Raw genomic sequence first — 26,158 nt, forward strand, 5'->3', positions numbered from 1 at the left:
GGCGATCAGCGTCTCGGGTGCGCCGGCGGTCTGTCGCAGGATCGCCACGACCGCGTCGGCGAACACCGCGATCTGCGCATCGGAGAATGCATCTGGCAGATACTTCAAGGTGATGGACAGTTCCTCGCCCATCGGTGACGTGATCATGTTGAGCGGGTAGTGCGTGGAGTCGCTGACCTGCGCCTCGCGGATGTCGAGGCCGCCGGTCGCCGCCGCGTCGGTGGTCGACAGCGAGTCGGTATCCACCGGATAGGACTCGTGCACGGTCAAGGTGTCGAAGAGTTGCCCGACACCGGCCAGCGCGGTCAGTTCCGGAAGGCCCAGGTGCTGGTGGTCGAGCACACTGATCTTGGCGTCCTGCAGCCCGGCCAGCACCTCCCCGACCGATGCGGACGGGTCGACGTCGACGACCGCGGGCAGGGTGTTGATGAACAGTCCGACCATCGTCTCGACCCCGTCGAGGTCGGCCGGGCGTCCCGAGACTGTCTCGCCGAAGGTGACGATCCGGTTGCCGGTGAGGCGCGACACGAGCAGCGCCCAGGCGAACTGCAGCACCGTGGCCATGGTGGCGCCGTGGGACCGCGCGAGGCGCTCGAGTGCGGCGGTCAGCTCGGCATCGACCACAACCGCATGGTTGCGCGGCAATGACTCCCTGGTCGCCTCGACGCCGGGTGCCACCAGGGTGGCGCCCTCGACGGGCGCGAGAACTCGTCGCCACGCATCCCGGCCGGCGGCATCGTCAGCTGTCGCGAGGCGGAGCAGGTGGTCGGCGAAATCACCGCCGCCGGAAGCGATCTGACCGGTGTAGGTGGCACCGGAGGCGTACAGGGCCAGCAAGTCGGCCAACACCAGCGGCCCCGACCAGCCGTCGAACAGGATGTGGTGGTTGGTGATCACCACACTCACCCCGACCGCATCCCGGACGAGGACCACGCGCAGCAGCGGCGGGCGCGCCAGATCGAACGGCTCCACGCGCTCGCGCGCGGTGTGTTCCTCGACCAGCCGACGCCGGTCCGCCTCGTCCACCGCACCGAGATCGACGGTGCGCCAAGGTACTTCCACAGTGTCGGGGATCACCGCGACCACGGCGCCGCTGTCGGTGCGCAGGTAGCCCGACCGCAGGACGCGGTGATGGGCGACGAGCGCCTGCACGGCGTCGCGCAGCCGCGCCTCGTCGACGTCCCCGCCGAGCCGCAGGACCGCCTGACTGACGTAGACGTCCACCGCGTCGGCGGCGTCGGTGAGCGCCGATTGCAGATACAGACCCTTCTGCAGGGGTGACAGCGGCCAGATCGCGGCACCCGGGTGCAGTTCGGTGATCCGGTCCAGATCCTCCTGCGTCACCGACGTACCCGCGATATCCGAGGGTGACGGGCCGACGTCACCGTGGGCCACGACGTCGACGATTGCCGCGAGTTCCGCCGACCACCGTTGCGCGATACCGGCGACGTCGTCCTCGGTGAGGATGCCGTCGATGAACAGCAGATCGGCCGACAGTTCCCGGCCACTGCCGGTCTGCCGGGTACCGACGTTCACCGTCAGTACGTGCATCGCGGCCATCGCGCCCGACACCGTTGCGGGCAATGCCGGCGCATCCGGGTCCACCATGAAATCAACGACCAGGTCCTCGGTCGCGCCGGCGCGACCACCCGCGCCGAAGAAGTTGAAACCGATCGACGGCAGTGCGCGGCCGGCCAGGCGTTCGTCCCCACCGAAGCGCAACGCGCCGAACCCGACCCCGCGGTCGGGTTGTCCCAGTCGTTGCTCCTTTGCCGCCTTCACCGCGTGCACCACGTCAATGCCCGGGTCGAGCGCCATCGGAGCGATGGTGGTGAACCAGCCGACCGTGCGGGACAGGTCGGCGTGGCGCGGGGGGTCGCCCTGCGCGACGAGCTCTTCGTAACGGCCGTGCCCCTCGAGCAGCACGCCGATCGGCGATTCGTCGGCGATACCCACCGAGTGCTGCCAGGACCGCACGGCACGGGCCAGCGCGGCCAGAAGCGCGTCGTTGACGTGGCCGCCGAAGGCCTCGGGCACCACCGTGACCAGCGCCTCGGTCACCTCTGCGTCGACCCGATGCCGTACCGAGCGCAGCGTCGAGAACCGATCCCGGGTCCGGTCGAACGAGGCGCCGAACCCAGTGGGCTCACCCAACCGGGCCGACCAGTACGCGACCTCGTCGGCCCGGTCGTCGGCCTGCTCGCTCATCGCGGCATGCCAGGCCTGTGCCGAGGTCACCTCGGGCCGCACCTGCAGCTCACTGCCCGACTGCAGTTGCCCCCACACGGTGATGATGTCCTCGATCAGGATGGGCCACGACACCGCATCGACCCCAAGATGATGGACGGCGAGCACCAGCCGTGCGGTGTCGGCGGCCGACACCAGCACCGCGGAGACCAGGACGCCTGCGGACGGATCGAGACGGGCCAGCGCGTCGGCGTGCGCGGTCTCGATCGCCGACTGCAGCTCCACCGATCCGTCGGTCGCCGGGGTGGATGTCGTGCGCACCACCGGACGCGATCCCACACCCGCGGTCGAGGTCCAGTGACCGTCGACCTCGGTCAGCCGCGCCGAGAGCATCGGGTGGGCATCGACGACGACCGACAACACACGCATCACGTCGTCGGCGGTGAGACGCTCCGGCGCGATCAGTACGATCGCCTGCGAGAAGTCCGCGAAGTCGGCTGCGGTGTCAGAGGATTCGAGCATCCACGACACGACCGGCGACAGCGCGATATCGCCGACCCCGCCGTGTGGGTCGGCCAGCAAGGGCAGGCGCTCGCCGCCCTCGGCGACCGCCTGTGCCATCGCGCGGACCGTCTTGTGCTCGAAGATGTCGCGCGGTGAAAGCGACAACCCGGCCGACCGCGCGGCCGACGACAACTGGATCGAGGTGATCGAGTCACCGCCCAACGCGAAGAAGGACTCGGTGACACTGACCCGATCGACGCCGAGCACACCGGCCACCACCTGCGCCAATCGCTCTTCCAGCGATGACCCGGGAGCGACGTAGTCCGTTGTATCGGTGTCGATCTGCGGGTCCGGGAGGGCGCGTTTGTCGAGCTTCCCGGCCGGCGTCAACGGCAACGAGTCGAGGATCTGGAGGCTGGCCGGCACCATGTGCGCCGGCAGACGTTCGGCGATGAAGCCACGCAGCGCGGCGACGTCGACGCCGGGATCCGTGGCAGCCGGGTCGGCCACCACGTACCCGGCCAGTGCCGAGGCCACCGAACCGCCCACGCCGATCACAACCGCCGAGGACACCGCCGGATGCGACGCCAGGACCGCCTCGATCTCGCCGAGTTCGATGCGCAGGCCGCGGAGCTTGACCTGATCGTCACTGCGGCCGACGTATTCCAGCACCAGATCACCGGATTCGTCGCGGCTCCACCGGACCACGTCGCCGGTGCGGTACATGCGCTCGCCGGGCGCGCCGTAGGGATCGGCGACGAACCGCTCGGCGGTGAGCCGGCGTCGGTCGAGGTAACCACGTGCGAGGGCCACCCCACCGGCGTACAGATCGCCCGCCACGCCGACGGGCACGGCGTGCAGCCGTTCGTCGAGCACCATCAGTCCCACACCGTCGACCGGGCCACCGATGTGCACCGGCCGGCCGGCCCGCAGCGGAGCACTCATCGCCACCGCCACCGACGCCTCGGTGGGGCCGTACGCATTGAAGAACCGCAGTCGGTCAGACCACCGGTCCACCAGGGACTGCGAGACCGCCTCGCCGCCCGACATCAACACCTGCAGGCCGGGAACCGACCCGGGTTCCAGCGTGGAGAGCACCGTCGGGGTCAGGAAGACATGGGTGAGTCGTTGCTCGGTGATGAACGCCGCCAGCATGTCCCCACCGAGTACGCCGTCGGGCCGGTAGATCAGCGCACCACCGGCCACCGACGCCAGCAACCACTCGAGGATGGAGGCGTCGAAACTCGGGGAGGCGAAGCCCAGGATGCGCGACGACGGCCCGGTACCGAAACGGACGACCTCGGCGGTGGCGAAGTTGTGGATGCCGCGATAGGTGACCGACACCCCCTTGGGTACGCCGGTGGACCCGGAGGTGTAGATGACGTAGGCCGTGGCGTCGAGATGCCGCGCGGCCGACAGTTCGTCGGCACGCAGCGGCGCGGAGTCGAGAGTGTCGAGAACCCCTGCGGCACCGAGCTGTTCGACGGTGGACCACTCGGGACCGGCCGGCAGCCGATCGTGCACCCGCGCCGTGGTCAGGCCGATGCGCACCTGCGAGTCGGTCAGCATGTGTTCGATGCGCTCGGCCGGGTAGTCGGGGTCGATCGGCAGATAGCCGGCGCCGGTCTTGGCCACCGCCCACATCGCGACCAGCAGTTCGGCGGAACGTCCGACGGCGAGCGCCACCAGCGACTCGGTCCCGACGCCACGCGAGATCAGCCAGCGGGCCAGTTGATTCGAGCGTTCGTCGAGTTGTGCGTAGGTCAGCGCGGCGCCGGTGTCATCGGTTACCGCCGGACGCTGCGGATGGCGAGCGGCAACCTCTGCGAACACCTCCGCGAGATGCCGCGCCGGCGCGCCCACCGCTCCGGCGACCGGAAGCAGCGCCGCCGCCTCGTCCTCACCGAGCAGCGCGACATCTCCCACGGCCACAGCGGGGTCGGCGGTGAGCTGATCGAGGATCCGGACGAACTGGGCGGCCATGTGGTCGGCGGTGTCGGCATCGAACAGGTCGACCGCGTAGATCAAGGTGCCCTGCCAGCGATCGCCGGCATCGGTGACACCGACGGTGAGGTCGACTTTCGCCGGGATCTCCTCGACCGGAACCGAACTCACCGCCACACCCGCGACATCGTCGGCGAGGACACCGGTGGAGAACTCGGCGAGCACGGACTGGTCGAACGACAGCAGCACCTGGGTCAGCGGCGCGAAGGACTCCGACCGAACCGGTTGCAGGTGTTCGACGACCGTCTCGAACGGCACGTCGGCATGCGCGAAGGCCTCCAGGTCCGTGGCACGCACCGAATCGAGCAGTTCGGCGAACGACATCGACGAGTCGATCTGCGAGCGCAACACCAAGGTGTTGACGAACATCCCCACCAGCGGGTCGAGGACGCGTTGGCCGCGACCGGCTATCGGTGTGCCGACGGCGATGTCGTCCGACGCCGACAGCCGCGCCAACAACACGGCGAGACCGGCGTGCACCACCATGAACGGGGTCACACCGTACTCGCGGGAGATCACGCCGATCCGGTCCACGACCCAGCCGGGAACCTCGAATCCAACTTGCGCGCCGTGCTGGGTGGCCACCACCGGCCGCGGCCGGTCGGTCGGCAACTCCAGGACGTCAGGGAGTCCGCGCAGTTGGGTGTCCCAGTACGACAACTGCCGTGCGACCACCGAGTCCACATCGTCGGCGGAACCGAGGACCTCGTGCTGCCAGATCGCGAAGTCGGCGAACTGGACATCGAGGGGGACGAACTCCGGTTCGACCGTGGCCACGCGCGCCGCATAGGCGGTCACCAGGTCTGCCACCAGTGGCCCCATCGACTCGCCGTCGGCGGCGATGTGATGGACCACGAGGCCGAAGACGAATTCGTCTTCGGCGACCTGCCACAGCCGCGCCCGCAACGACCACTGCTCGGTGACGTCGAACCCGGCGCCGATCGCGGCCGCGAGATCGGCCTGCGATCTCACGATCGCCCAGTCCAGCCGATCGGTCACCTCGTCGGCCGGCGAGATGACCTGCACCGGCACGCCGTCAACCGTGGGGAACACGGTGCGCAGAACCTCGTGACGGATCACCACGTCGGTCAGCGCGACACGTAGTGCGTCGGCATCGACCGGCCCGGTCAACCGCAGCAGCATCGGGATGTTGTACGTCGACGCCGCCGTGTCGAACTGGTTGATGAACCACATCCGCAGCTGCGCGAACGACAACGGAATCCGTTGCGGCCTAGGCTCTACGGCCAGCACCGGGGCTACGCCCACGCTACGGCCACCGATCGTCTCGGCCAATCCGCGCACCGAGGGCATGTCGAACACATCACGCACCGAGAGTTCGACGTTGAACGCCTCGCCGGCGCGGCCGACGATACGCGCGGCCGCCAGGGAGTTTCCGCCGAGATCGAAGATGGACTCGGCGACACTGATCCGCTCGAGCCCCAGCACGTCGGCAGCGATCTCGGCGAGGATCTTCTCGGTCTCCGTACTCGGCGCGACATACTCTGCGGCGCCGGTGATCTGCGGTTCCGGCAGTCCCCGCCGGTCGAGTTTGCCGTTGACCGTCAACGGCAACTGGTCGAGCACCATCACGACGTCGGGCACCATGTAGCCGGGCAGCGACGCCGCCGCCGCGATCCGCACATCCGACGGTGTGGCGGCGTCGTCCGCCTCGAGTACGACATAGCCGACCAACAGCTCGTCGCCGTTGTCGCGACGTTTCACCGCGACTGCGGCGGCATCGACTCCGTCGGTGCTCAACAGCGCGGTCTCGACCTCGCCGAGCTCGATCCGGAAGCCACGGAGTTTGACCTGCGCGTCGGAGCGGCCCAGATACTCGAGGGTTCCGTCGCGGGAGATCGCCAGATCGCCGGACCGGTACATCCGGGATCCGTCTGCGGCGAACGGATCGGCCACGAACCGGATCGATGACAGACCGGGACGGCCGAGGTAGCCACGGGTGACCTGGGTGCCGCTCACATAGATCTCGCCGGGCACACCGTCGGGCACGGGCCGCAGACGATCGTCGAGCAGGTGGATCGTCAGGTTGGGCAGCCCGGTGCCGACATCGGAGCCCTTGGCTGTCTCCACGAAGTCGGGGTCCAAGGCCCGGAAAGTCGAGTGGACCGTCGTCTCGGTGATGCCGTACATGTTGACCAATACCGGCCCGACCCTGCCTTCACTGGCGAGACGGTCGGCGTACCACCGCTTGACCTGAGCGAAATCCAGTGCCTCACCGGCGAACACCATGTAGCGGACACTGTCGGCCAGGTCGTTGGGCGCACCTGGGCGGACGGCGGCGGCCAGCTGATAGTAGGCCGACGGGGTCTGGGAGACGACGGTCGCGGCTTCGGTGGTCAGCAGGCGGGCGAACTCATCGGGGCTGCGGGTGGTGAGGAAGTCCACGACCACCAGACGTCCGCCGAACAGCAGCGGACCCCACATCTCGAACACCGATACGTCAAAGGCATAGGAGTGGAACATCGTCCACACGTCGTTCTCGGTGAAGCCATAGTGCTGTTGCGCGGCCGCCATCAGCGCCACGACGCTGCGGTGTTCCACCACAACACCTTTGGGTCGACCGGTGGAGCCGGAGGTGAAGATCATATACGCGGCGGTGCGGTCGTCCACGACTGCGGGAAGCTCGGCCGCACCGGCGTGTGGGTGTTCGATCAGATCGGAGATGGTGTGCCGCGCAACGTCGAGGAAGCCCAGTGCTTGGCGACCGTCGTGATCGGTGATGACCAGTGTCGGGCCCGCATCCTCGACGATGAACGTCAGCCGGTCGGCCGGATGAGAGGTGTCCAGCGGCAGATAGGCTGCGCCGGCCTTGAGAATGCCCAGGATCGCGACCATGACGTCCACCGTGCGCGGCGTCGCCAGACCCACCACGGCACCCGCCGACACGCCGGCGGCCAGCAGTCCGGCTGCGACGCGGTCGGAACGATCGTCGAGTTCCCTGTAGGTCAGCGCACCGTCGTCGAGGTCGGTGACCGCGACCCGATCGGGGTGACGGTGCACCGCCGACCGGAAGATACCCGGTAGCGACTGCCAATCGGTGGTGCCGGCGATCGCACACGCGCGTTCCCGGATGCCGTCGGTGGCCGATCGGATCGCCGCCGCGATCCCCGCCGGATCGAGTCCGTCCTTGGGTATCAGAGCGGTGACGATGGCGCTGACCGCGGCCTCGGTGTCCATCCCGCGCGCCTCGAACACCGCGGCCGTCGCCGACACCCGCGTGAACAGGTCGGCGAAGGACACCTCGGCTCCGTTGGCGTCGAGCGCGACGGACTGCGGTGCGAGCTGCGCCGCGATGGTGATCAGGTCTCGCGTCGGTGGTCGTCTTCCCCATACAGCAGAAATGTCCACCGCGTCCACACCGATCCCTGTCACGTTCGTTCGCTGCCTTCCGACTCAGTGGAATCTGTCGCATGGTCGCCCTGGGCCACTACCCTCCCGGCACGTTCGCGCAACTCGTAGAGAACCGCGTCGAACTCTTCGGGTCCGGCCTCCGCGAGGCCGGGTATCAACGTCATCGCCGCCATCGTCAACGCCGAGTCCGCGTCGGGCGCAGTGGGACTCATCGCCTGCATCATGATGTCGAGATCACCGAAGCTCAGCGCGGGTGGCCCGGCGACCGCCAATGCGGCGGGGTCGGCGGCCGACGCCTGCGCCACGAGATCGGCGAGCGCCACCTCGGCCACGGTGTCGTCGACCGCGCTGGCGAGGAGCTCATCGTCGAGACGGATACTGACGTCGCCGACATGGAGGTCCGGATCAGTGGTGACCGAATCCAGCACCTGCACGTACCGTGCCGCCAGCCGCTCGATGGTACTCGGGTCGAACAGGTCTGTGGCGTAGAGGAATTGCGCCCGCATCCCGCCACCGCGACTGTCGCGCTCAGGGTCGTTGGGGAACAGGGTCAGCTGCAGATCCACCTTCGCCGAGGTCAGTTCCTCCCCGATGGGTGCGACCGTCAACCGGTCGAACTGCAGGGTGGGGAATTCGACGTCCTGGAAGGCCAACATCACCTGATAGATCGGGTTGTACGACGTCGGAGGCTTGGGTAGAGCGCGCGCCACGATGTTGTCGAAGGCCACGTCGGTGTGCGACATGTCGGCGAGGTCCTCGTTGCGGACTCGCGCCAGCAGGTCCACGAAGGGCTCGGACGGGTCGATGCGGGTACGCAGCGCCAGGGTGTTGACGAACATACCCACCACGTCGTCGAGGCTCTGCTCGCCGCGGCCCGCGAACGGCGTACCGATCACCAGGTCGGTGGCACCCGACATCCGGTTCAGCAACACCGCGAAGGCAGCGTGGATCACCATGAATGATGTCGTATGGTGTTGGCGCGCAACTATTTCGAGCTGCGCAACCACCGCGGCGGGGATTTCCAGGTCAACCGCAGCGCCACGGAAGGTGGGCGACTTCGGCCGCGGGTGGTCATGCGGCAGATCCAGTCGCTCCGGGACACCGGCCAGGCGATCATCCCAATAGGCCAGCTGACGCTCTTCCTCGGTGGTGCCCTCGCCATCGGTCACCGCGAGGCGTTCCGACAGCCACAGGCTGAAGTCGGCGTACTGCACCGGAAGCGGCTTCCACGCGGGTTCGGCCCCGGTGTTGCGTGCCGCGTACGCCGTCATCAGATCGCGCGCCAGCGGCGACATCGACGCACCGTCGGCGCTGATGTGGTGGATGACGAAGACCAGAATGTGCTCGGTGGTCGACAACCGCAGCAACACCGCACGTACCGGCGGCCGGGTGGTGATGTCGAATCCTTCGCCGGTCACCTCACCGATGGCATCCTCCAGCGCGGACCCCACCTCCCGGACCTGCACCGTCAGCTCGCTCTCGACGACATCGGCGGGCAGGATCACCTGGATCGGCTCCCCGTTGATCATCGGGTAGGTGGTGCGCAGCGACTCGTGGCGGCGCACCAGGTCGGCGGTGGCCAGCTGTAATGCAGCGACGTCGAGATCACCGGTCAACCGCAACGCCATCGCGACGTTGTAGGCCGCCGATCCCGGGTTGGCGCGGTTGATCAACCACAGCCCGCGCTGCATCCCCGACACACGAACCAGCTCGGCACGACTGCGGGCCAGCAACGGTGGCGCCCCGTGACCGGTTGGGCTCGCCGCCAACGCCTGTGCCAGCGTTGCGACGGTGGGACGTTCGAACAGCAACTTCACCGGCACCGGCCGGTCGAGCAGGGCCGACAGCCGCGAGGTGACCTTGGTCGCCGACAACGAGCTGCCGCCGAGGTCGAAGAAGTCGGCGTCCGCACTGATCCGATCCTGCCCGAGCACCTGCCCGAAGATACCCGCGACCACGGTCTCCATCTGCGAGCTCGGTGCGCGATACCCGATCGTGGCGGAGAAGTCCACCGGCGGTAGCGATCTGCGGTCGATCTTGCCCGATGTGGTAAGCCGGAACTCCGAGACGACCACCAGCGAATGCGGCACCATGTAGGCGGGCAGGTGCACTGCCGCCTGCTCCAGGATGCGCTTGGGGTCCGCCGCCGCCCCGTCGACCAGACGCGCGTAGGCGACCAGCACGTCGTCGCCGCCGGGCCCCGGCACTCCCAGGCTGATGACCTCGCTGACCATGGGATGCCGCGCGATGGCGGCATCGACCTCGCCTGGCTCGATCCGCAGGCCGCGGATCTTCAGCTGGAAGTCGGTGCGTCCCACGTACCGTAGCGCGCCGGACGTGGTGCGGACCACCCGGTCACCGGTGCGGTACATGCGCTCGCCGTCACCGAACGGATTCGCCACGAACCGCGTCGCGGTCAGGTCTGGCCGACCGTGATACGCCTGCGCAAGCTGTATGCCCGACAGGTACAGCTCACCGGGGACCCCGGCGGGGACCGGCCGCAGCGCCGGATCCAGTACCAGCGCACCGACTCCGGGGACCGCGCGGCCGATGGTGACCTCGTCCCCCTCGTGCAGGGGTCCGGCAGCGGTCGCCCAGATGGTGACCTCGGTGGGGCCGTAGAGGTTGAAGAACGCGCGACCCGCGCGGGCCCATCGGCGCATCAGGTCCGGCGGGCAGGCCTCACCGACACTGATGACCCGCGACAGACTGGGCACCGCAGCCGGTTCCAGCGTCGCCAGCGCGGATGGTGTCATCACGGCGTGACTGACCTGATGAGTGTCGATGACCGTCGCGAGTTCGTCGCCGCCATAGACGCCGTTGGGGCTCACCACGAGTTCGGCGCCGGTGCACATCGCCATCAGGATCTCGAAGATCGAGGCGTCGAAGCTCGGCGACGCGACATGAAGCACCCGAGACCGCTGATCCAGTCGCAGGATCTTCTTCTGATTGGCCACCACCGTGGCCAGGCCGCGATGACTCAACGCGGCGGCCTTTGGCTTACCGGTGGAACCGGAGGTGTAGATCAGATACGCCAGGTCATCGAGGACCGGCGGCCGGATCAGTTCGTCGGTGCGCACCCGCGCGCCGCTGTGTCCGGCGAGCTGCAGCTCCATGGTCTCGTCGTCGATCGACAGCCACTCGACCCCGTCGGGGGCCTTGCGGGACACCTCGAGGACCGTCAGCCCCAGCGCGGCCTCGCTGTCGGCGAGGATCTCCGCGAGCCGGCCGGCGGGATGAGCCGGGTCGATGTTCACAAACGCCGCACCGGATTTGGCGACCGCCAGCATGGCCATCACCGACTGGTGTGAACGGGGGATGCACAGGGCAACAACATCACCCGGACCGAGTCCACGGGAGATCAGCTCGCGGGCGAGTTGGTTGGTGCCGGCCTCCAGGGTGGACCAGGTGATCGTACCGGCGCCGCTGATCGCGACACCAGAGGGATTGGCCTGGACCACACCGTTGAACAGCAGATCCCGCAACGTCTCGGGGATCGCCGGAGTCTTCGGACGCTCGGTGAGTGCGGCGAACTCCGCGCCGGCCACCAGGTCGATGGTGCCGACCCGCCTGGTGGGGGCCGCGACCATCGCACGCAGCACCGTGACCAGCTGATCGGCGACCCGCTCGATGGTCCGCTGGTCGAAGAGGTCAGCGGCATAGGCGAGTTCGACGTCCAGACCGGCGTCGCGGACCTGATCGGTGACGGTGATCGACAGATCGTACTTGGCCGACTGCACACGGGCGTCGAGCATCTCCGCCGAGTCGGCCCATTCCTCGAGCGCGCGGGCCTGACCCGGATGCATGGTGAGAGAGACCTGGAACAGCGGGGTGTGGGCAGCCGACCGCTCCGGCGCCACGGCCTCGACGACCCGCTCGAACGGGATCGTCGCGTGCCGCATCGCGCGGGTGCGGGTGGTGTGCGCACGATCGAGCAATTCGGCGGTGGTGTCTCCTGGTGCGATCGCGGTACGCAGCACCACCGTGTTGACGAACATGCCGACGAGATCGCTGGTCTCGGGTTCGTCGCGTCCGGCGACGGCAGTACCGATCGCGACCTCGTCCACCTCGGCCCACCGTGCCAGCAGGATGGCAAATGCCGTGTGCAGCACCGAAAACGGGGTGACGTTGTGGTCACGTGCCAGCGCGCGGACGCCGGCAACCAGATCGGGCTCGATGGTGATGTCCACGTATCCACCGCTGCCGGTGGCCACATGCGGGCGCGGATGGTCGGTGGGCAGCGGCAGGAAACCGGGCAGACCGGCCAGTTCCTGCTCCCAGAAGGCCAGCCCGTCGATCGCGACCTCGGTCGGCTCATCGGGGGCGCCGAGCAGGCGGTGTTGCCACATCGCGAAGTCTGCGTACTGGACATCCAGCGGCGGCAGCGGGTTGTCGACGCCGTCGCGCCGGGCGGTGTAGGCGACGAACAGGTCTCGGATCAGCGGCACGAGGGAAAAGCCGTCACCGGCGATGTGATGCAGCACCACCACCACGACATATCCCGAGCCGTCACGCAGAATCCTTGCCCGGAAGGGGATCTCGTGTGCGAGGTCGAATCCACGAGCCGCCTCGGCGCCGATCACCTCATCGAGGCGGCCATCGACGTCGACCACCTCGGTGTCCACCGATGTCGACGCCTCGGCGGCATCCAGAATCTCCTGAATCGGTTCCCCACCATGGGATCCGAACCGGGTGCGCAGGGTCTCGTGGCGCTGGATGAGGTCGCCGAGCGCCTGCTGCAGGGCCGCGACATCGACGTCGGCGCCGAGCCGTACCGCGCCCGGCATGTTGTAGGTACCGGCACCCGGATCCATCCGGTTGACGAACCACAGTCGCGTCTGCGAGTGCGACAGCGGAATGATCTGCGGGCGTGGGTCGACACGGGTGAGCGCCGGCCGGCCGTCGGCCCCGCCCGATCGAGAACGTTCGGCGATCTCACCGACGTCCACCGAGGTGAACACGTCGGTGAGATCGACCCGGACGTTGTGCTCCACTCGCGCTCGCGACACCAGGCGGGCGGCCATCAATGAGTCACCGCCGAGCGCGAAGATGTTGTCACGCAAACCGATTCGCTCCACCCCGAGCAGCTCGGAGATCAGCGAGGCCAGCGTCATCTCGACCGGTGTGCGCGGCGCCTCGTAACCGACGACCGGGGTGAGATCGGGAGCCGGCAGACTCTTTCGATCGAGTTTGCCCGCGGTACCCACCGGGAACTGGTCGAGCAGCACGGCCGCCGACGGCACCATGTGCGAGGGCAGATGGCGGCGACACCACGACAGCGCCGCAGCCTCGGTCACCGAGTCGTCGTCGGATCGCAGGTAGGCCACCAGTACGGGGCTGGGACCCAGGTCGGTACGGGGTACCACCGCGGTGGCGTCCACACCTGGCATCGCGTCGAGCACCGCTTCGATCTCACCGGGTTCGATCCGCTGGCCACGGATCTTCACCTGGAAATCGGTGCGCCCCAGGTATTGCAGCTCGCCGGCCGCATCCCAGCGCACGAGGTCGCCGGTACGGTACATGCGCGAGCCCGCGCCACCGAAGGGGTCGGCGACGAACCGGTCGGAGGTCAGATCGCTACGCCCCAGGTAGCCGTCGGCCAACTGGCAGCCGGCGAGATACAGTTCTCCTGCCACACCGGTGGGCACCGGACGTAGCCGGGTGTCGAGGACGTAGGTGTCGGTGTTGGCCACCGGCCGACCGATCGGCACCGGACCGTCGTCGGCCACCACGCGGTGCTCGGTGACGTCGACCGCGGCCTCGGTTGGGCCGTACAGGTTCACCAGTTCGGCGGTGGAGCCGTCGATCACCCGATCGGCCAGCAGCCGCGGCAACGCCTCACCGGAGGTGAACACACGGCGCACGGTGGCCGGCAGCAGGGTCTCGTGGCCCTCGTTCTGCAACACCTCGGTGTACACGTCCAGCATCGACGGAACGAAGTGCGCGACGTTGACCTCACGTCGGGTGATCAGGTCCAGCAGGTATTCGGGATCGCGATGTCCGTCCGGGCGGGCGATCACCATCCGCGCGCCTTCGGCCAACGGCCACAGCAGTTCCCACACCGAGACGTCGAAGGTGAAGGGGGTCTTGTACAGCACCCGATCCGCCTCGGAGAGCGGATAGTTCGCCTGCATCCAGGCGAGCCGGTTGAGGACCGCCGAGTGCGACACCTGCACACCCTTCGGCGTACCCGTCGAACCCGAGGTGAACAACACATAGGCGGCCTCGTCGCGCCCGCCGACCGCAGCGACGGCGGGCGGTTGCGCGGCCGCGGCATCACGGGCCACCGCATCGACGCCGATCGCGGAGAGCAGCGCGGCATCGATCACCACCGGAGCCGACACCGCATCCACGATGAGTCGTCGCCGCTCGTCGGGCTGGGTGGGATCGACCGGCACATAGGCGGCCCCCACCGTGAGCACAGCGTAGATCGCCGCCACCTGCCCCGGGCCGCGGCCCACCGACACGACCACGCGGTCGCCGCGTCCGACGCCCTCGGCGAGCAGATGCGCGGTGATCACCGCACGTAACTGGTCGAATTCGGCATACGTCCACTGCCGATCGTCGAACTCGACCGCGATGCGGTCCCCGTGATCGCGGACCTGACGCTCGAATGAGGTCAGCAGATGATCAACCGATTCCGGCAGCGCGAGCGCGGGCCCCTTGCCCAGCGCCAGCATCTCCGCACGTTCGTCGTCCATCAGCAGATCGACGTCGGCCACCAGGGTGTCGAGACCGGCGAACACCCGTCCGAGGAACACCAGGAACCGCTCGAGATGACCGCGCAACTCGTCCTCGGTGTACAGATGCGGATTGCCGTGGAAGTCGACGACCAGGCGTGCGCCGGGGCTGGCCTGGTACACGTTGAGGCGCAGATCCTCCAGGATGCCCGAGCTGAGGATCTGGTATTCGACGTCGGCACCGACCATCTCGATCGGCTTGTCGAAGAACATCAGATTGACGATAGGTCCGAAGGACGCCGTGTTGGCATCGGCCAGCCCGGCATCGATGCGGATGTCCTCGAACCGATATCGCTGATGGCGCAGGGCGCCGGTCAGTTCGAGCTGGCTCTGCTCGATGAGGTCGCGCATCGTCAGCCGGGACACGTCGCGGGCGCGGATCGGCAGCATGTTGGCCAGCATCCCGGCGGCATTCTTGATCTTCGCCGTGGCGCGGCCGGTCACCGGAAGGCTGAGAACCACATCGTCGGTGCCGGCCATCCGCGCGAGATAGGCCGAGAAACCGGCCGTCAGCAGGACGGCGGCCGAGGTGTTGAGTTCGGTGGCCACGCGGTCGAGCTGATCCTGGGCAGCAACGCTCATCTGGGCGCCGGCAACCAGATTGCGTGGCGACAGCGTGGCGGCGGCGGACTGCTGCGCCAGCGTGACCCGCTCGGGCAGATCCGCGACCCGGTCCACCCAGTGCGCCCGATCGGCGGCGCGACGAGTGCCCTCGCGGTACTTGATGTCGTCGGCGACGAGGTCGGCGAGGCTTGCGCCCGCCTTCGGCGCGTACTCGTCGCCCGCAAGCTCCGCGTTGTACCGGTTGACGACGTCGAGGACCGACATGAGTCCGGCATATCCGTCGAGTGCGATGTGGTGGGCCCGCACGTACCAGAACGACCGATCATCCGCGACGCGGATCAGCGTTGACACCACCAGCCGGTCACCGCGCAGATCCATTTGTCGTTGATAATCGTCATTCATCCATTGGTGCGCGGCGGCGACCGGATCGGGTTGATCGCGAAAATCGAGAAAATCGAGATCATTGTCGATCTGTTGATCGACAATCTGCATCGGGACGCCGTTGACCTCGACGATCCGGGTGAATGCGGACTCCCGGGCGCGACCGCTCTCCACCGTGACCCGACGGAACAGCTCGCGGTCGAGTTCCCGGCCGGCGTCGCGGATGTCGAGGTACTGAGCAACGGTAACGGAATAGTCGGCGGAGAGGTTCTCCGCGAACCACATCCCGCGCTGAGCAGCGGTGAGTTCGAGAGGGGTCGCTTCCGTGCCGTCGGCATCACGCGCAGTATGTGCTGACCCCATCGCCTCTCTCTTCCAGTTCGTCGGCCAGCCTGATCCAGCGACTCATCGGCAAGCCCGGTCGTACGTCGATCGATGTGTCCACCGCAACGACCGTTGTGGGCTGTCTGTTCCGCGGAAACGGTGTTCCCTCGCAACAGTGTGCGTCATTATCCACCCTTCAATTCCTACTTCACCATGATTCGGTTGAATGGATGAGCCCAGACCGAACCACCTGAATTGCCGGTAAACGACAAGCTCACAGATGGATTTCGTATCCGGACGCCAGATCGTTACGCGCGGCCCCGGCGCGTCGTCCAAACGTAGGAACCGTACCTGCCCGAAAGTAATGTTTTGGTATCCCCCGACGACAATGTCGCAGGGCGTGTCGATTGTTTGGGTACCATCGCCCACAGCAACCGGCCGTGTGCTCCGGCAACCGACGTGGCCCGAGAGGAGTAGTCGATGGCCGAGCCGTCCCACAGGTCCACGACCTCGGCGACGCCCCGTTCACCCGTCGATGTCGGTCGGGACGCCGATCTGCTGACCTCTCGTGACCTCGAGATCACTCGTGCACGGACCAACGGCAACGCAGGCGATTCCGATGGCTCGGGCCCGTCGGACCAGGGCGTTGCGCCCGCAGCCCGCCACCGCCGGGCACGGCACGCGAAAGTGACCGGCGACGATTCGCCGACCGTCGCCTTTCCGGCGCTGACCCCGGCCGCCACGCCTGCACCCGAGGCCACCGACAGCCCCCGGCCCACCGTCGATGCCCCTACCGCCGACCCGGCCACCCGGGACGGTTCGATCGCCGACGGTCCGGTGGACCAGGTCGCGCCAGACGTCGCCGATGGATGGCGAATCCTCACCCCGCCGGGTGATACTTCCCACATCGCCGACATGAGCGATCCCGCCGTCAGCGATCCCGCCGTCAGCGACACCGGCCTCCTCGATGAAAACCGCGCCGAGCGCGCCCCGATCGCTGCGCCGTCCGTGCCGGAGCCGGCACGACGGTCCGAGGCCGCGCACCGGGCCGCGTCCCCGTCAGCGACCGAACCCGACACCGCAGCCGAATCCGATTCCCTCGATCTCACGCCGGCCGCTCCCGCCGCGATCGAGGTGACCGGTCTGCACAAGCGGTTCGGCGCGAACGTGGCCGTCGAATCGGTGAGTTTTTCGGTCGCCAAGGGTTCGATCCTCGCGCTCCTCGGCCCCAACGGGGCAGGCAAGACCACGACCGTCAACATGCTGTGCACACTGCTCAAACCAGATGGCGGTACCGCGACGGTGGCCGGCCATGACGTGGTGTCCGACGCTGCGGGCGTGCGACGCTCGATCATGTTGACCGGACAGTTCGCTGCACTGGACGAAGCGCTGTCCGGCCGCGACAACCTCATCCTGTTCGGACGGCTGATGGGGCTGTCCAAATCCGCGGCACGCGTCCGCGCCGACGAATTGCTCACATCCTTCGACCTCACCCGAGCCGCCGGCCGCCGGGTCGGTGAGTATTCCGGTGGTATGCGGCGTCGCATCGACATCGCGTGCGGCCTGGTCACCCAGCCCGAGGTTGTCTTCCTCGACGAGCCGACCACCGGTTTGGACCCGCGCAGCCGCCAGGAGGTGTGGAAACTCGTCGAGTCGCTGCGCGACCAGGGCGTCACCACGCTACTGACCACCCAATACCTGGAAGAGGCCGATACGCTCTCCGACCACATCGTGGTGATCGACCGCGGTCGTGTCATCGCATCGGGTACGGCCGACGAGCTCAAGGCCGCTACCGGTGCCTCGCATTACGACGTCACGCCGGCCGACCCGGAGGACCTGCCACGGTTGCGCGATTGCCTCGGTGACCTGCTCACCGATTCCCCCAGCGACCCAACGTCCCCACGTGGCCCAGCGTCCCCTAATGGCGGAGCCGACGGCGAATCGTCGGCCTCGGTCGCGGTGCCCGCACCGGACGGCGCGGACACCCTCGTCGAGATCGTGCAACGCACCACCGGGGCGGGGATCCGGCTCTCGGATGTCGCACTGCGCCGCCCCAGTCTCGACGAGGTCTTCCTCGCGTTGACCGATCCCAGCGCGCCGAGTTCCAACCCGGCTGCCGAACCCGCGGACGATCCGGCGTGACCTCCACCCCAGCCGCTCGGACCGCAGTGCACACCGCGCGGGCGAACACCGCTCGGGTCGACCCGGCCGGAGTCGGGCGTGCGGGTGCGACGGACACCGTCGCGACGCCGACGGTGATCACCCGCCCGCGGACTCACGCCACCGCCCAGTGGTGGGCCCTGACGATCCGCGGGTTGCGCGCGATCTTCCGCAATGGGGAGATCATCTTCGCCTTCGCCGCGCCGGTGCTGCTGGCGATCTGCTTCTACCTGCCACTGCGGTCGATCATGGACGCCGATCCCGACATGGATTACGCCGCGTTCCTGATGCCGATCATCTCGCTGCAATCGGTGAGCTTCGTGGCGTCCTCGGCGGCGATGCGCGCCTCCGTGGACACCACCAAGGGCATCAACACCCGGTTCCGGACGATGCCGATGCCGGTCGCGATCCCGACGCTCGCCCGGTTCGGCACCAACGGGGCTCTGCTGGTGATCTCGGTCATCTGCGCGGCGGTCACCAGCTTGGTGATGGGCTGGCGACCGGCGGGTTCGGTACTCGAGACGGTGGGACTGTTCGCGGTGGTGCTTGCCGTGGGGCTGCTGATCGCCATCCTCGCCGACGCCCTGGGTCTGTTGTCGAACAGCCCCGAGGCGACCAGTCAGGCGCTGTCCCTGCCGATCCTCGTCCTCGGCCTGCTGTCCACCGGCTTCGTCCCCGAGGACCAGTTCCCGGAGTGGATACAGCCGTTCGTCCGCAACCAGCCGATCTCGCAGTTCGCGACGTCGATGCGAGCGCTGAGCGACGGCACGGTCACCCTCGAGATCCTGACTCCCACGATCTGGTGGTGCGTGGGACTCGGGATCGCCGGGGTGTTCCTGACCGGACTCGGCATCCGGAAGGCTGTGCGATGACCGCCGTGCCCGCCCGGACAGCCGGTGCCGCGCCCACCCCCGCCGTCGCGCCCCACACCACCCCGGTGCAGGACCAGACCAGCGCGGAGCAGGACCGGGCCGCGTCTGCGCAGAAGGCGCCACCGGTCGCCACCCCCGGCGAGGGCACGATCCGCGCCTGGTTCACCCAGAGCGGGGTGCTGTCGTGGCGTCAGCTGTCGGTGATGGTGCACGACAAGGCGACATTCCTGCAGTTGGTGCTGGTCCCCATCCTGACCCTGCTGATGTTCAAGGTCGTCCTCGGTGATGCCATCGGCAGCGCGACCGGCCAGGACAGCACCTACGGCACCGTTCCGTTGGTCATCCTGGTGAGCGCGATGTTCGGATCGGTCGCCGCGGGCATCCGACTCAATCAGGAGCGTGGCACCGGTCTGCTGTCGCGGCTGTACGTGCTGCCCATCAACCGCGCGGCCGATCTGACCTCGCGACTGCTCAGCGAGATGTTCCGGATCGTGCTCGTCACGGCGCTACTGATCGTGGTCGGTTCGTTCATCGGGTTCGACATCACCGGCGGGTTCGGTGCCATAGCCGGAATCTTCGGGGTGACGCTGATGTTCGGCGTCGCCTACGCCACACTGGTCCTGGCACTCGCGGTCAGTGCCGCTCCATCGGCCCCGCTCGTGCCGCTGCTGTCGCTGGTGTCGAGCGTGCTGATGTTCTTCAATTCGGGGTTCTCCCCCATCGACGCCTACCCCGGCTGGCTCCAACCGATCGTGGAGAACCAGCCGATGACGCCCACGATCGAGGTGATGCGTTCGTTGGCGGCCGGCGGTCCGATCGCCGAGAACCTGATCAAGGTGACGATCTGGACCGTCGGGATCATCGCCGTGTGTGTGTACCCGGCCCTGCGCGGCTACCGAAAGGCGGCGACCGCGCGGTGACGCCGGCGCGGTTTCCGACGCCGGGTCGCCCGGCCCACCGATCGCATCAGCCGATGGCGCGAAGACCGCCGAAACCTTCGTCGAGGTCACGCGCCAGCCAATCGAGCACCTGACGCACGGTGTGTACCACCGCCATCGGTTCGCCGAGTCGGCCGATGCGGGGCAGACAGTGCAGGATCGCCGCAGCGATCGTGGAGCCCACCCCGAGCCCGTTGAGGTCGGACACCCGGCCGTAGCGAACCAGTGCACCGGCGAGCTCGCGGTAGGTGGCGGACTCGCCATGCACCCGCACCGCTGTGAGCGTCGGGGTGACTTGAGCCCTGCGCGCGATCTCGTCACTGGTCGCACGCAAACGTGCGGCCTCCCACGGTCCGTATTCGCCGACCATGTCTCACCTGCTTCCGCAGCACCTGAGAACCACCGATTCCAGACCCGACCAGTTCCCTGTTGAGGAAATGATGACAGCTCACGCCCCGAATGTCACCGGGGCACGGTGGATTTCTACTGGTTTGGCTGCCCTTACCGGCGTGTCACTCGGCGGCGCGCTCGGCGCGGTCGGCCTCCATGGCGTCGATCAAGCTCTTCGGACGCAGATCGGTCCAGTTCTTCTCGACATACTCCAGACACGCCGCCCGGCTGTCCTCGCCGAACACCGCGGTCCAGCCTGCCGGGATGTCGGCGAAGGTCGGCCACAGCGAATGCTGGTTCTCGTCGTTCACCAGGACGTAGAAACGCCCGTTCTCGTCGTCGAACGGATTGGTCATCTGCTCTGTCGTTCCTCTCGTGTGGGTAGTGCATCCGTCGCCCTGGGCGCCCGCGGCAGGCGCGCCGCAACGTCCCCGGACCCGGATGGTGCGCATCGAGGTCAGTGGACCCGATGGTACCGGTGACGACAATCGGCCCAGACGCCCGCGTCGCCCCACGCGGGTGCACGTCATCGCCGCGCGCACGTGCCAGCTGTGCGCCTGGCGAGAACTCCGGGCGGCCGACCGGCCGTCTTCGGCCGGTCCTCCCACTGCCAGGCCGTAAGGTCGTCACCATGACGACCGACAAGACCGGGGCCGCGGTCACCGTCACCCACGAGCCTGACGTGCAGCGCTTCGAGATCGCGGTCGCCGACACCGCATCCGAACCGGCCCCGGCGGGATTCACCGCCTACCGCGATCGCGCTGACGGCGACAGTCGGCAACGGGTGTTCTTCCACACCGAGGTGGCCGAGGAGTTCGGAGGCCGCGGACTCGGCACGATCCTGATCCGACACGCCCTCGACCAGACCCGCGCCGAAGGCATCGTCATCGTCGGCGTGTGCCCGATGGTGGCGGCCTATCTCGGCAAACATCCCGAATATGCCGACGCCGCACGCAAGCCCACGCCGGACATCCTGAGGTGGCTCGACGCCGAACTCAGCTGAGGGTTCCCGGAAACACGCACACGGCGCCGTCGAACCGGCACTCGGTACGACTGACCCCGGTGCTGGAGTTCACCACCACCGATGCGATCACCTCGCGTCCCGGCGGGAGCACCCGGGCGGTGATCTGACCGTCGCGAGCTGCTCGGAGCTCGGCGACCAGCAGCCGCCGCAGTCGGCGGGCGGTCTCCGTATCGCCGCGCGCGTCCAGCGCCCCGTCGTCGAGCAGCAGTACCGTCACTCCGCGCCGCCGCGCCTGCCACGCGGCGCTGCGCACCTCCTCGGACTCCCAGGCCCGCGCCCGGATGCCGTCACGCAGTTGTGCCTCGGTCAGCCGGGCGTCGATCACCTCGTCCGGGCCGAAGGCATGCCGGTCGACCATCCGCTGCAGGATCGGGCGGGCACCGCGGTCGAGACGACGTAACTGATCATGACGTTCGGCAGCCCCGGCTCTCGCGGCGGCCTCCGTCTGCGCCTGCGCGATCTCCCGCTCGCGCAGCGCTCGGATGCGGACCTCCATCGGCGGTGCCATCAACACGAACAAGGTGGCCATCACCAGCACCGGGAAACAGAAGAACGTGATCTCGGCGCCGGCCGGATAGCCGAACCCCTGCGCGACACCCCACACCCCGGCGACCACACTGGCGCACACCGCACCCACCCAGGCGAACACCGGGCGCCGATGCAGTGCGAGCATCGTCGCCACCACGGTCAGCGCCGACACCGGTGGCGACGTCTGCAACATGCGGTAGGTCTCCACCGGAAGACTCCACAACGACAGCGCCAGCGCACCCACCACCAATCCGGTCACCGCCACGGCGACCGGTGCCGGCGTCCGCGCTCCGCGGCCTCCGACGACGAACGCCGCCGCAACGCCGAACGCCGCCAGTCCCGCCGCCGCACCGACCCAGCTCACCCACGACCGGATCTCCCAACCCGCACCTACCGCCACCACCACATAGGTCAAGGCGAATATCCCCAACGACCAGATCACCGCAGCCGAACCGAGGCCGAACAGATCGACTGCGGCGGGATCGGCCGGGTGCTCGTCGTCGTGATCTCCGGTACCTTTCGGCGTCCGGCGACCACCGCGCAACCCGCCATCGCGTCCGGTCATGAGCGGCGCCAGCCCACGTGGATGCGGGTACCGTCGCCCGGCGCTGCCGCGACGTCGACCGACCCACCGGCCACGGCCTCCATCCGGCCGCGGATGCCGACCGCGACCCCGTATCGCTCATTGCCCAACGCGGTCGGGTCGAAGCCGACGCCGTCGTCGCGCACGGTGATCGAGACCGCGTCGCCGGCCAGCTCACCGTCGACGACGCACCGACTGCCCACCCCGGCGTGTCGTCGCCAGTTGCGCAAGGCCTCACCCACCGCACCACTGATCGCGGTGAACGCCTCGGCGGGGTACGCAACCGCGTTGTCCACGACCCGTAACTCGACCACCACCCCGTCCCCCACCTCGTCGGCGAGGGCCTGCAGTCGGTGCGCGAACAGCGACGCGGGCACCTCGGCACTGTCCCGCTCGTCGCCCAGGTCGAGTTCGGCCAACGCCGATGCCGCCTGGGCGGCGAGGCGCCGATCGGGCTTCCCCACCCCGACCGCCAGCAGCGCGGCGATCACCCGATCGTGGATCACCGCGGCGAATCGAGCGCGCTCGGATTCGCGCGCCACCATCGCTGCAGTGGCGGCTGCCGCGGTGATGGTGGCGGCCCGACGGGTGTCCAACGACCGGACGTTGCGCGCGGTCGCGTACGCGACCGCCATGAACACCCCACTGAGCGCCATGGTCAGTGGCGCACTCAACAACTCACGCGGCGTCACCGCACCGTCGAGCCCGATCTGATTGGCCGCATGTACCAGGGTCGTCGCGACGACGAGATGCGTGATTGCCCACCGGGTCCGGCCGATCAACACCAGCGCGATGGCGGCTACCGACGGGAACTGGATCAGCCAAATGGTGTAGCGGTCGGTGCCGTCGGGTACGCCCCGCCACGCCACGAACCACAGCAGCGTCGACAACACGTAACCCACGGCGCAGGCGCCCACCGGCCAGTCGAGCCTGCCGGGTTCGTCGCGGAACGACATCGCCACGAGTGCGACCGCCGGACCCACCACGAGTACGACGCTGAGTACCGTCCACCACAGGTCGGTGAGGTGCATGGTGCGCACCGCGACCGGCGCCATCAGCAGGCTGAACGCCAGCAGCCCGCAGCCCACGAACCGGGTGCCCACGCGTTCGAGCCGCGCCAGGTCGGAGTCGTCGGCGCGCAGTTGGCCGCGGCCGACCCCGTGGGTGGCGGTCTGCAGTCGAGCGATGCCGTTCACCGCACGGCCGTCCTCATCGGCTTTCGACATCCCCGCCGGTGATCTGTCCGTTGTGGGCACAGTCGTAGCGTCGCACGCCGTCTGCGCGAGCGAGCACGATACTGGCGCGGGTGGGTCGCCCGGGTGGCATCACCCGCGCGGTCACCCGGCCGGTCCGCATCGCTCCGAGTTCGGCCACGAGCAGGTCGTCGAGGTGCGCCTGCACGGCCGGGACCTCGGCCGTGCCGCCATCGTCGAACAACACCACCGTGACCCCGCGTCGTCGTGCCTGCCACACCGCCGCACGCACCGCGGCCGCCTGCCAGGCCGGTGCCCGGATGCCGTCACGCAATCCGGCTTCGACCAGACGCGCATCCCTCACCTCGTTGACGGTGAATGCGTGCTCGGCAGCTACCTGCATGAGCAGGGGTCGCGCCTGCCGGTCGAGCAGCGCCACCTGGCGCTCCCGCTCCTCGGCGGCGGCCACCGTCGCCGCCGAATCCGACGCGTCCCGGACCGCCCGGGCGCGCAGCGTGCCAATCGTCTCGGCGATGGGCCGCAGCATCACGCCGAACAGCGATGCGAACAGCATCACCGGATAGACCCACGAGGTGAAGACCAGACCGGCGGTGAATCCGAGTCCGCGCGCCGCCGCCCAAGTCGCAGCAGACAGACTCATCGCGACGGCACCGACCCATGCCGTGCCGATCCGTCCGCGGACCACCAGCAATGCCAGGGCGACGATGCCCGCGATGGCCGCCGGCAGACACTGGACCGGCGCGAAAGTCGCGGCCGGCACCGACCACCACGCGAGTGCGGTCCCGGCGAGCAGCAATCCTGCGGCGACCACCGCTGCCCGCGCGGGTAGCGGGTCGCCTCGCAGCCGGGTCAGCACGGCCAGGTCGACGGCCAGCAACCCGAAGGCACCGGCGAAGCCGACCCAGCTCCACACCGACGTGATGTTGACGCCGGAGCCGATCGTGACGACCAGGTAGATCACAGCCAGGGCGAGCAGTGCGCGCACCACCAACGGCGAGCGCAGACCGAACAGGTCGGTGGTGTCCTCGATCGCCGGGTCGACCTCGTCGGCCGCCACGTCAGGCCCGTCCATCCGGCACCGCGATCGCCACCGGCGCGTGTGTGGTCGGTTCGTCGGTCCACCGCAGGATCACCGTGGTGCCGTGTCCAGGCGTGCTGCGTACCTCGGCCGAACCACCGGGAACCGAGGCCATCCGCCGGCGGATACCGATCGCCAACCCCAACCTTTCCGGTCGCACATCCGCCTCGTCGAATCCCCGGCCGTCGTCGACGACGGCGAGGCTGATCGATGCGTCCCCGAGGTCACCTACGACCAGGCAGGAGGCGTCGTCGCCGGCGTGGCGCGCCTGGTTGCGGATGGCCTCGCCCATCGCATCGATCAGGGCCGCAGCGACCTCGGCGGGATAGCGCCGACTCGCGTCGGGGTCGATCGACAGCTCACGGTCCACCTCGACCCCGGTCGATCGGATCGCCAACCGGATGCGCCGCGCGAACTCGTCGGCGTCGAGCGGGCCGGCCGTCGGGTGCTCGCCGCGACGGTCGAGCTCATGGACGGCCGAGGACGCCTGCGCCGCAAGCGCCGACGATGGTCGACCGACGTCGATGGCGAGCAGGATGGCCAGCACCTTGTCATGGATCAGCGTGGCGAACCGGGTGCGTTCGGCGTCCTCGGCGGCCGCCGCCGACGACGCGGCCGCCGCCTCGATCGCCGTTGCTCGGGTCTCGTCGAGGACCTGCGCCGTCCGGACGGTGACCACTGCGACCGCCAGGAACACTGCGGTCAGCGCGATGGTGAGCAGCGAACCCAGGTACAACTCCGGGCGGATCTGACCGTCCAGCCCGAGTTGATTGGCGGTTTGGGTCACCAGCGTCGCGATGACGATGTACGCCAACGCGAGACGCGGGTGGCCACTGAGCCCGAGGAGTAGACCCGGCACCCCGGGGAACTGCACCAACCACACGCTCCAGGTGGTGTCCTCGGATGCGACCGCTCCCGTCCAGGCGCCGAACCACAACAGGGTGGCCAGCAGCAGGCCGGCGCAGCAGGCCGTCGCCAGAACGGTGAGTCCGGTCGGTCGCCGACGGTAGGTGGCGATGATGACGACCATGGCCGGCACCGTCACGAGCAGGACGCTCACCGGTGGCCACCACCGGTCGGTCAACGCGGACTCCGAGGCGATCAGCGGCGTCAGTGCGACCGGGAAGATCAGTAGTCCGGTACCGACGAACCGGGCGCCGAATCGGCGGATGCGAGCCAGATCGGAGTCGTCGGTCGGCCCGATCAGCCGCAAGCGCCAGGCATGCAACCATGCCCTGCGTTTCGGCGTGGAGACGATCGTCATTGCCGCGGCCACCTCGTCGCCCGGTCCTGTGGTT

At 68.5% G+C, this 26,158-nt stretch carries 12 protein-coding genes (1 of these 12 only partly in view); 4 read left to right on the forward strand and 8 right to left on the reverse strand.

The window, feature by feature from the left end; genetic code table 11:
• Together ACIGKQ_RS10970 and ACIGKQ_RS10975 are read right to left on the reverse strand one after the other, a co-directional pair.
• Nucleotides 1–8,085: the 5' end (the start) of a non-ribosomal peptide synthase/polyketide synthase gene (locus tag ACIGKQ_RS10970; protein WP_396573619.1), read on the reverse strand. It extends 16,893 nt beyond the left edge of the window; only the first 8,085 of its 24,978 coding nucleotides appear in the window; the start codon lies at nucleotides 8,083–8,085; its stop codon lies off the left edge, out of view.
• Complete coding sequence (locus tag ACIGKQ_RS10975; RefSeq protein ID WP_396573621.1) at nucleotides 8,082–16,112, reverse strand: amino acid adenylation domain-containing protein; 8,031 nt, start codon at nucleotides 16,110–16,112, stop codon at nucleotides 8,082–8,084. Before ACIGKQ_RS10975 ends, ACIGKQ_RS10970 begins: the two co-directional genes overlap by 4 nt.
• A gap of 441 nt (nucleotides 16,113–16,553) precedes the next feature.
• Here ACIGKQ_RS10975 and ACIGKQ_RS10980 point away from each other — a divergent pair, with 441 nt between their 5' ends.
• The 3 genes from ACIGKQ_RS10980 (at nucleotide 16,554) to ACIGKQ_RS10990 (ending at nucleotide 20,025) form a co-directional block, all read left to right on the forward strand.
• The gene (locus ACIGKQ_RS10980) at nucleotides 16,554–18,215 is read left to right on the forward strand and encodes an ATP-binding cassette domain-containing protein (RefSeq protein ID WP_235725585.1); all 1,662 of its coding nucleotides are present in this window, start codon (nucleotides 16,554–16,556) and stop codon (nucleotides 18,213–18,215) included.
• A 113-nt stretch (nucleotides 18,216–18,328) separates the two neighbouring features.
• Nucleotides 18,329–19,105 (forward strand): ABC transporter permease, encoded by a 777-nt coding sequence (locus ACIGKQ_RS10985; protein WP_235725617.1) that lies wholly within the window; start codon nucleotides 18,329–18,331, stop codon nucleotides 19,103–19,105.
• Entirely contained in the window at nucleotides 19,102–20,025 is a 924-nt protein-coding gene (locus tag ACIGKQ_RS10990) for an ABC transporter permease (protein ID WP_287015698.1), read from the forward strand. Before ACIGKQ_RS10985 ends, ACIGKQ_RS10990 begins: the two co-directional genes overlap by 4 nt.
• Nucleotides 20,026–20,071: 46 nt before the next feature.
• On the opposite strand, the gene ACIGKQ_RS10995 is transcribed toward ACIGKQ_RS10990, so the two are convergent.
• Both ACIGKQ_RS10995 and ACIGKQ_RS11000 read right to left on the reverse strand, forming a co-directional pair.
• The gene (locus ACIGKQ_RS10995) at nucleotides 20,072–20,413 is read right to left on the reverse strand and encodes a hypothetical protein (RefSeq protein ID WP_235725575.1); all 342 of its coding nucleotides are present in this window, start codon (nucleotides 20,411–20,413) and stop codon (nucleotides 20,072–20,074) included.
• Between the two features lie 142 nt (nucleotides 20,414–20,555).
• Nucleotides 20,556–20,789, reverse strand: coding sequence for an MbtH family protein (locus ACIGKQ_RS11000; RefSeq protein ID WP_235725573.1), 234 nt, complete (start codon nucleotides 20,787–20,789; stop codon nucleotides 20,556–20,558).
• Nucleotides 20,790–21,064: 275 nt separating this feature from the next.
• Here ACIGKQ_RS11000 and ACIGKQ_RS11005 point away from each other — a divergent pair, with 275 nt between their 5' ends.
• Nucleotides 21,065–21,436, forward strand: coding sequence for a GNAT family N-acetyltransferase (locus tag ACIGKQ_RS11005; RefSeq protein ID WP_235725572.1), 372 nt, complete (start codon nucleotides 21,065–21,067; stop codon nucleotides 21,434–21,436).
• Here the strand turns inward: ACIGKQ_RS11005 and ACIGKQ_RS11010 are convergent.
• Genes ACIGKQ_RS11010 through ACIGKQ_RS11025 form a run of 4 tightly spaced genes read right to left on the reverse strand, consistent with a single transcriptional unit; the run spans nucleotide 21,429 to nucleotide 26,124 of the window.
• The gene (locus tag ACIGKQ_RS11010) at nucleotides 21,429–22,550 is read right to left on the reverse strand and encodes a hypothetical protein (RefSeq protein WP_396573625.1); all 1,122 of its coding nucleotides are present in this window, start codon (nucleotides 22,548–22,550) and stop codon (nucleotides 21,429–21,431) included. The two genes, ACIGKQ_RS11005 and ACIGKQ_RS11010, sit on opposite strands and share 8 nt — an antisense overlap.
• The gene (locus ACIGKQ_RS11015; protein ID WP_235725568.1) at nucleotides 22,547–23,824 is read right to left on the reverse strand and encodes a sensor histidine kinase; all 1,278 of its coding nucleotides are present in this window, start codon (nucleotides 23,822–23,824) and stop codon (nucleotides 22,547–22,549) included. Before ACIGKQ_RS11015 ends, ACIGKQ_RS11010 begins: the two co-directional genes overlap by 4 nt.
• Nucleotides 23,778–24,854, reverse strand: coding sequence for a hypothetical protein (locus ACIGKQ_RS11020; RefSeq protein WP_235725566.1), 1,077 nt, complete (start codon nucleotides 24,852–24,854; stop codon nucleotides 23,778–23,780). The genes ACIGKQ_RS11015 and ACIGKQ_RS11020 overlap by 47 nt, the downstream gene beginning before the upstream one ends.
• The gene (locus tag ACIGKQ_RS11025) at nucleotides 24,841–26,124 is read right to left on the reverse strand and encodes a sensor histidine kinase (RefSeq protein ID WP_235725564.1); all 1,284 of its coding nucleotides are present in this window, start codon (nucleotides 26,122–26,124) and stop codon (nucleotides 24,841–24,843) included. The genes ACIGKQ_RS11020 and ACIGKQ_RS11025 overlap by 14 nt, the downstream gene beginning before the upstream one ends.
• Nucleotides 26,125–26,158 lie beyond the last annotated feature (34 nt).

The sequence above is a fragment of the Gordonia sp. NPDC062954 genome, assembly GCF_044543825.1.
Lineage (GTDB): Bacteria > Actinomycetota > Actinomycetes > Mycobacteriales > Mycobacteriaceae > Gordonia > Gordonia tangerina.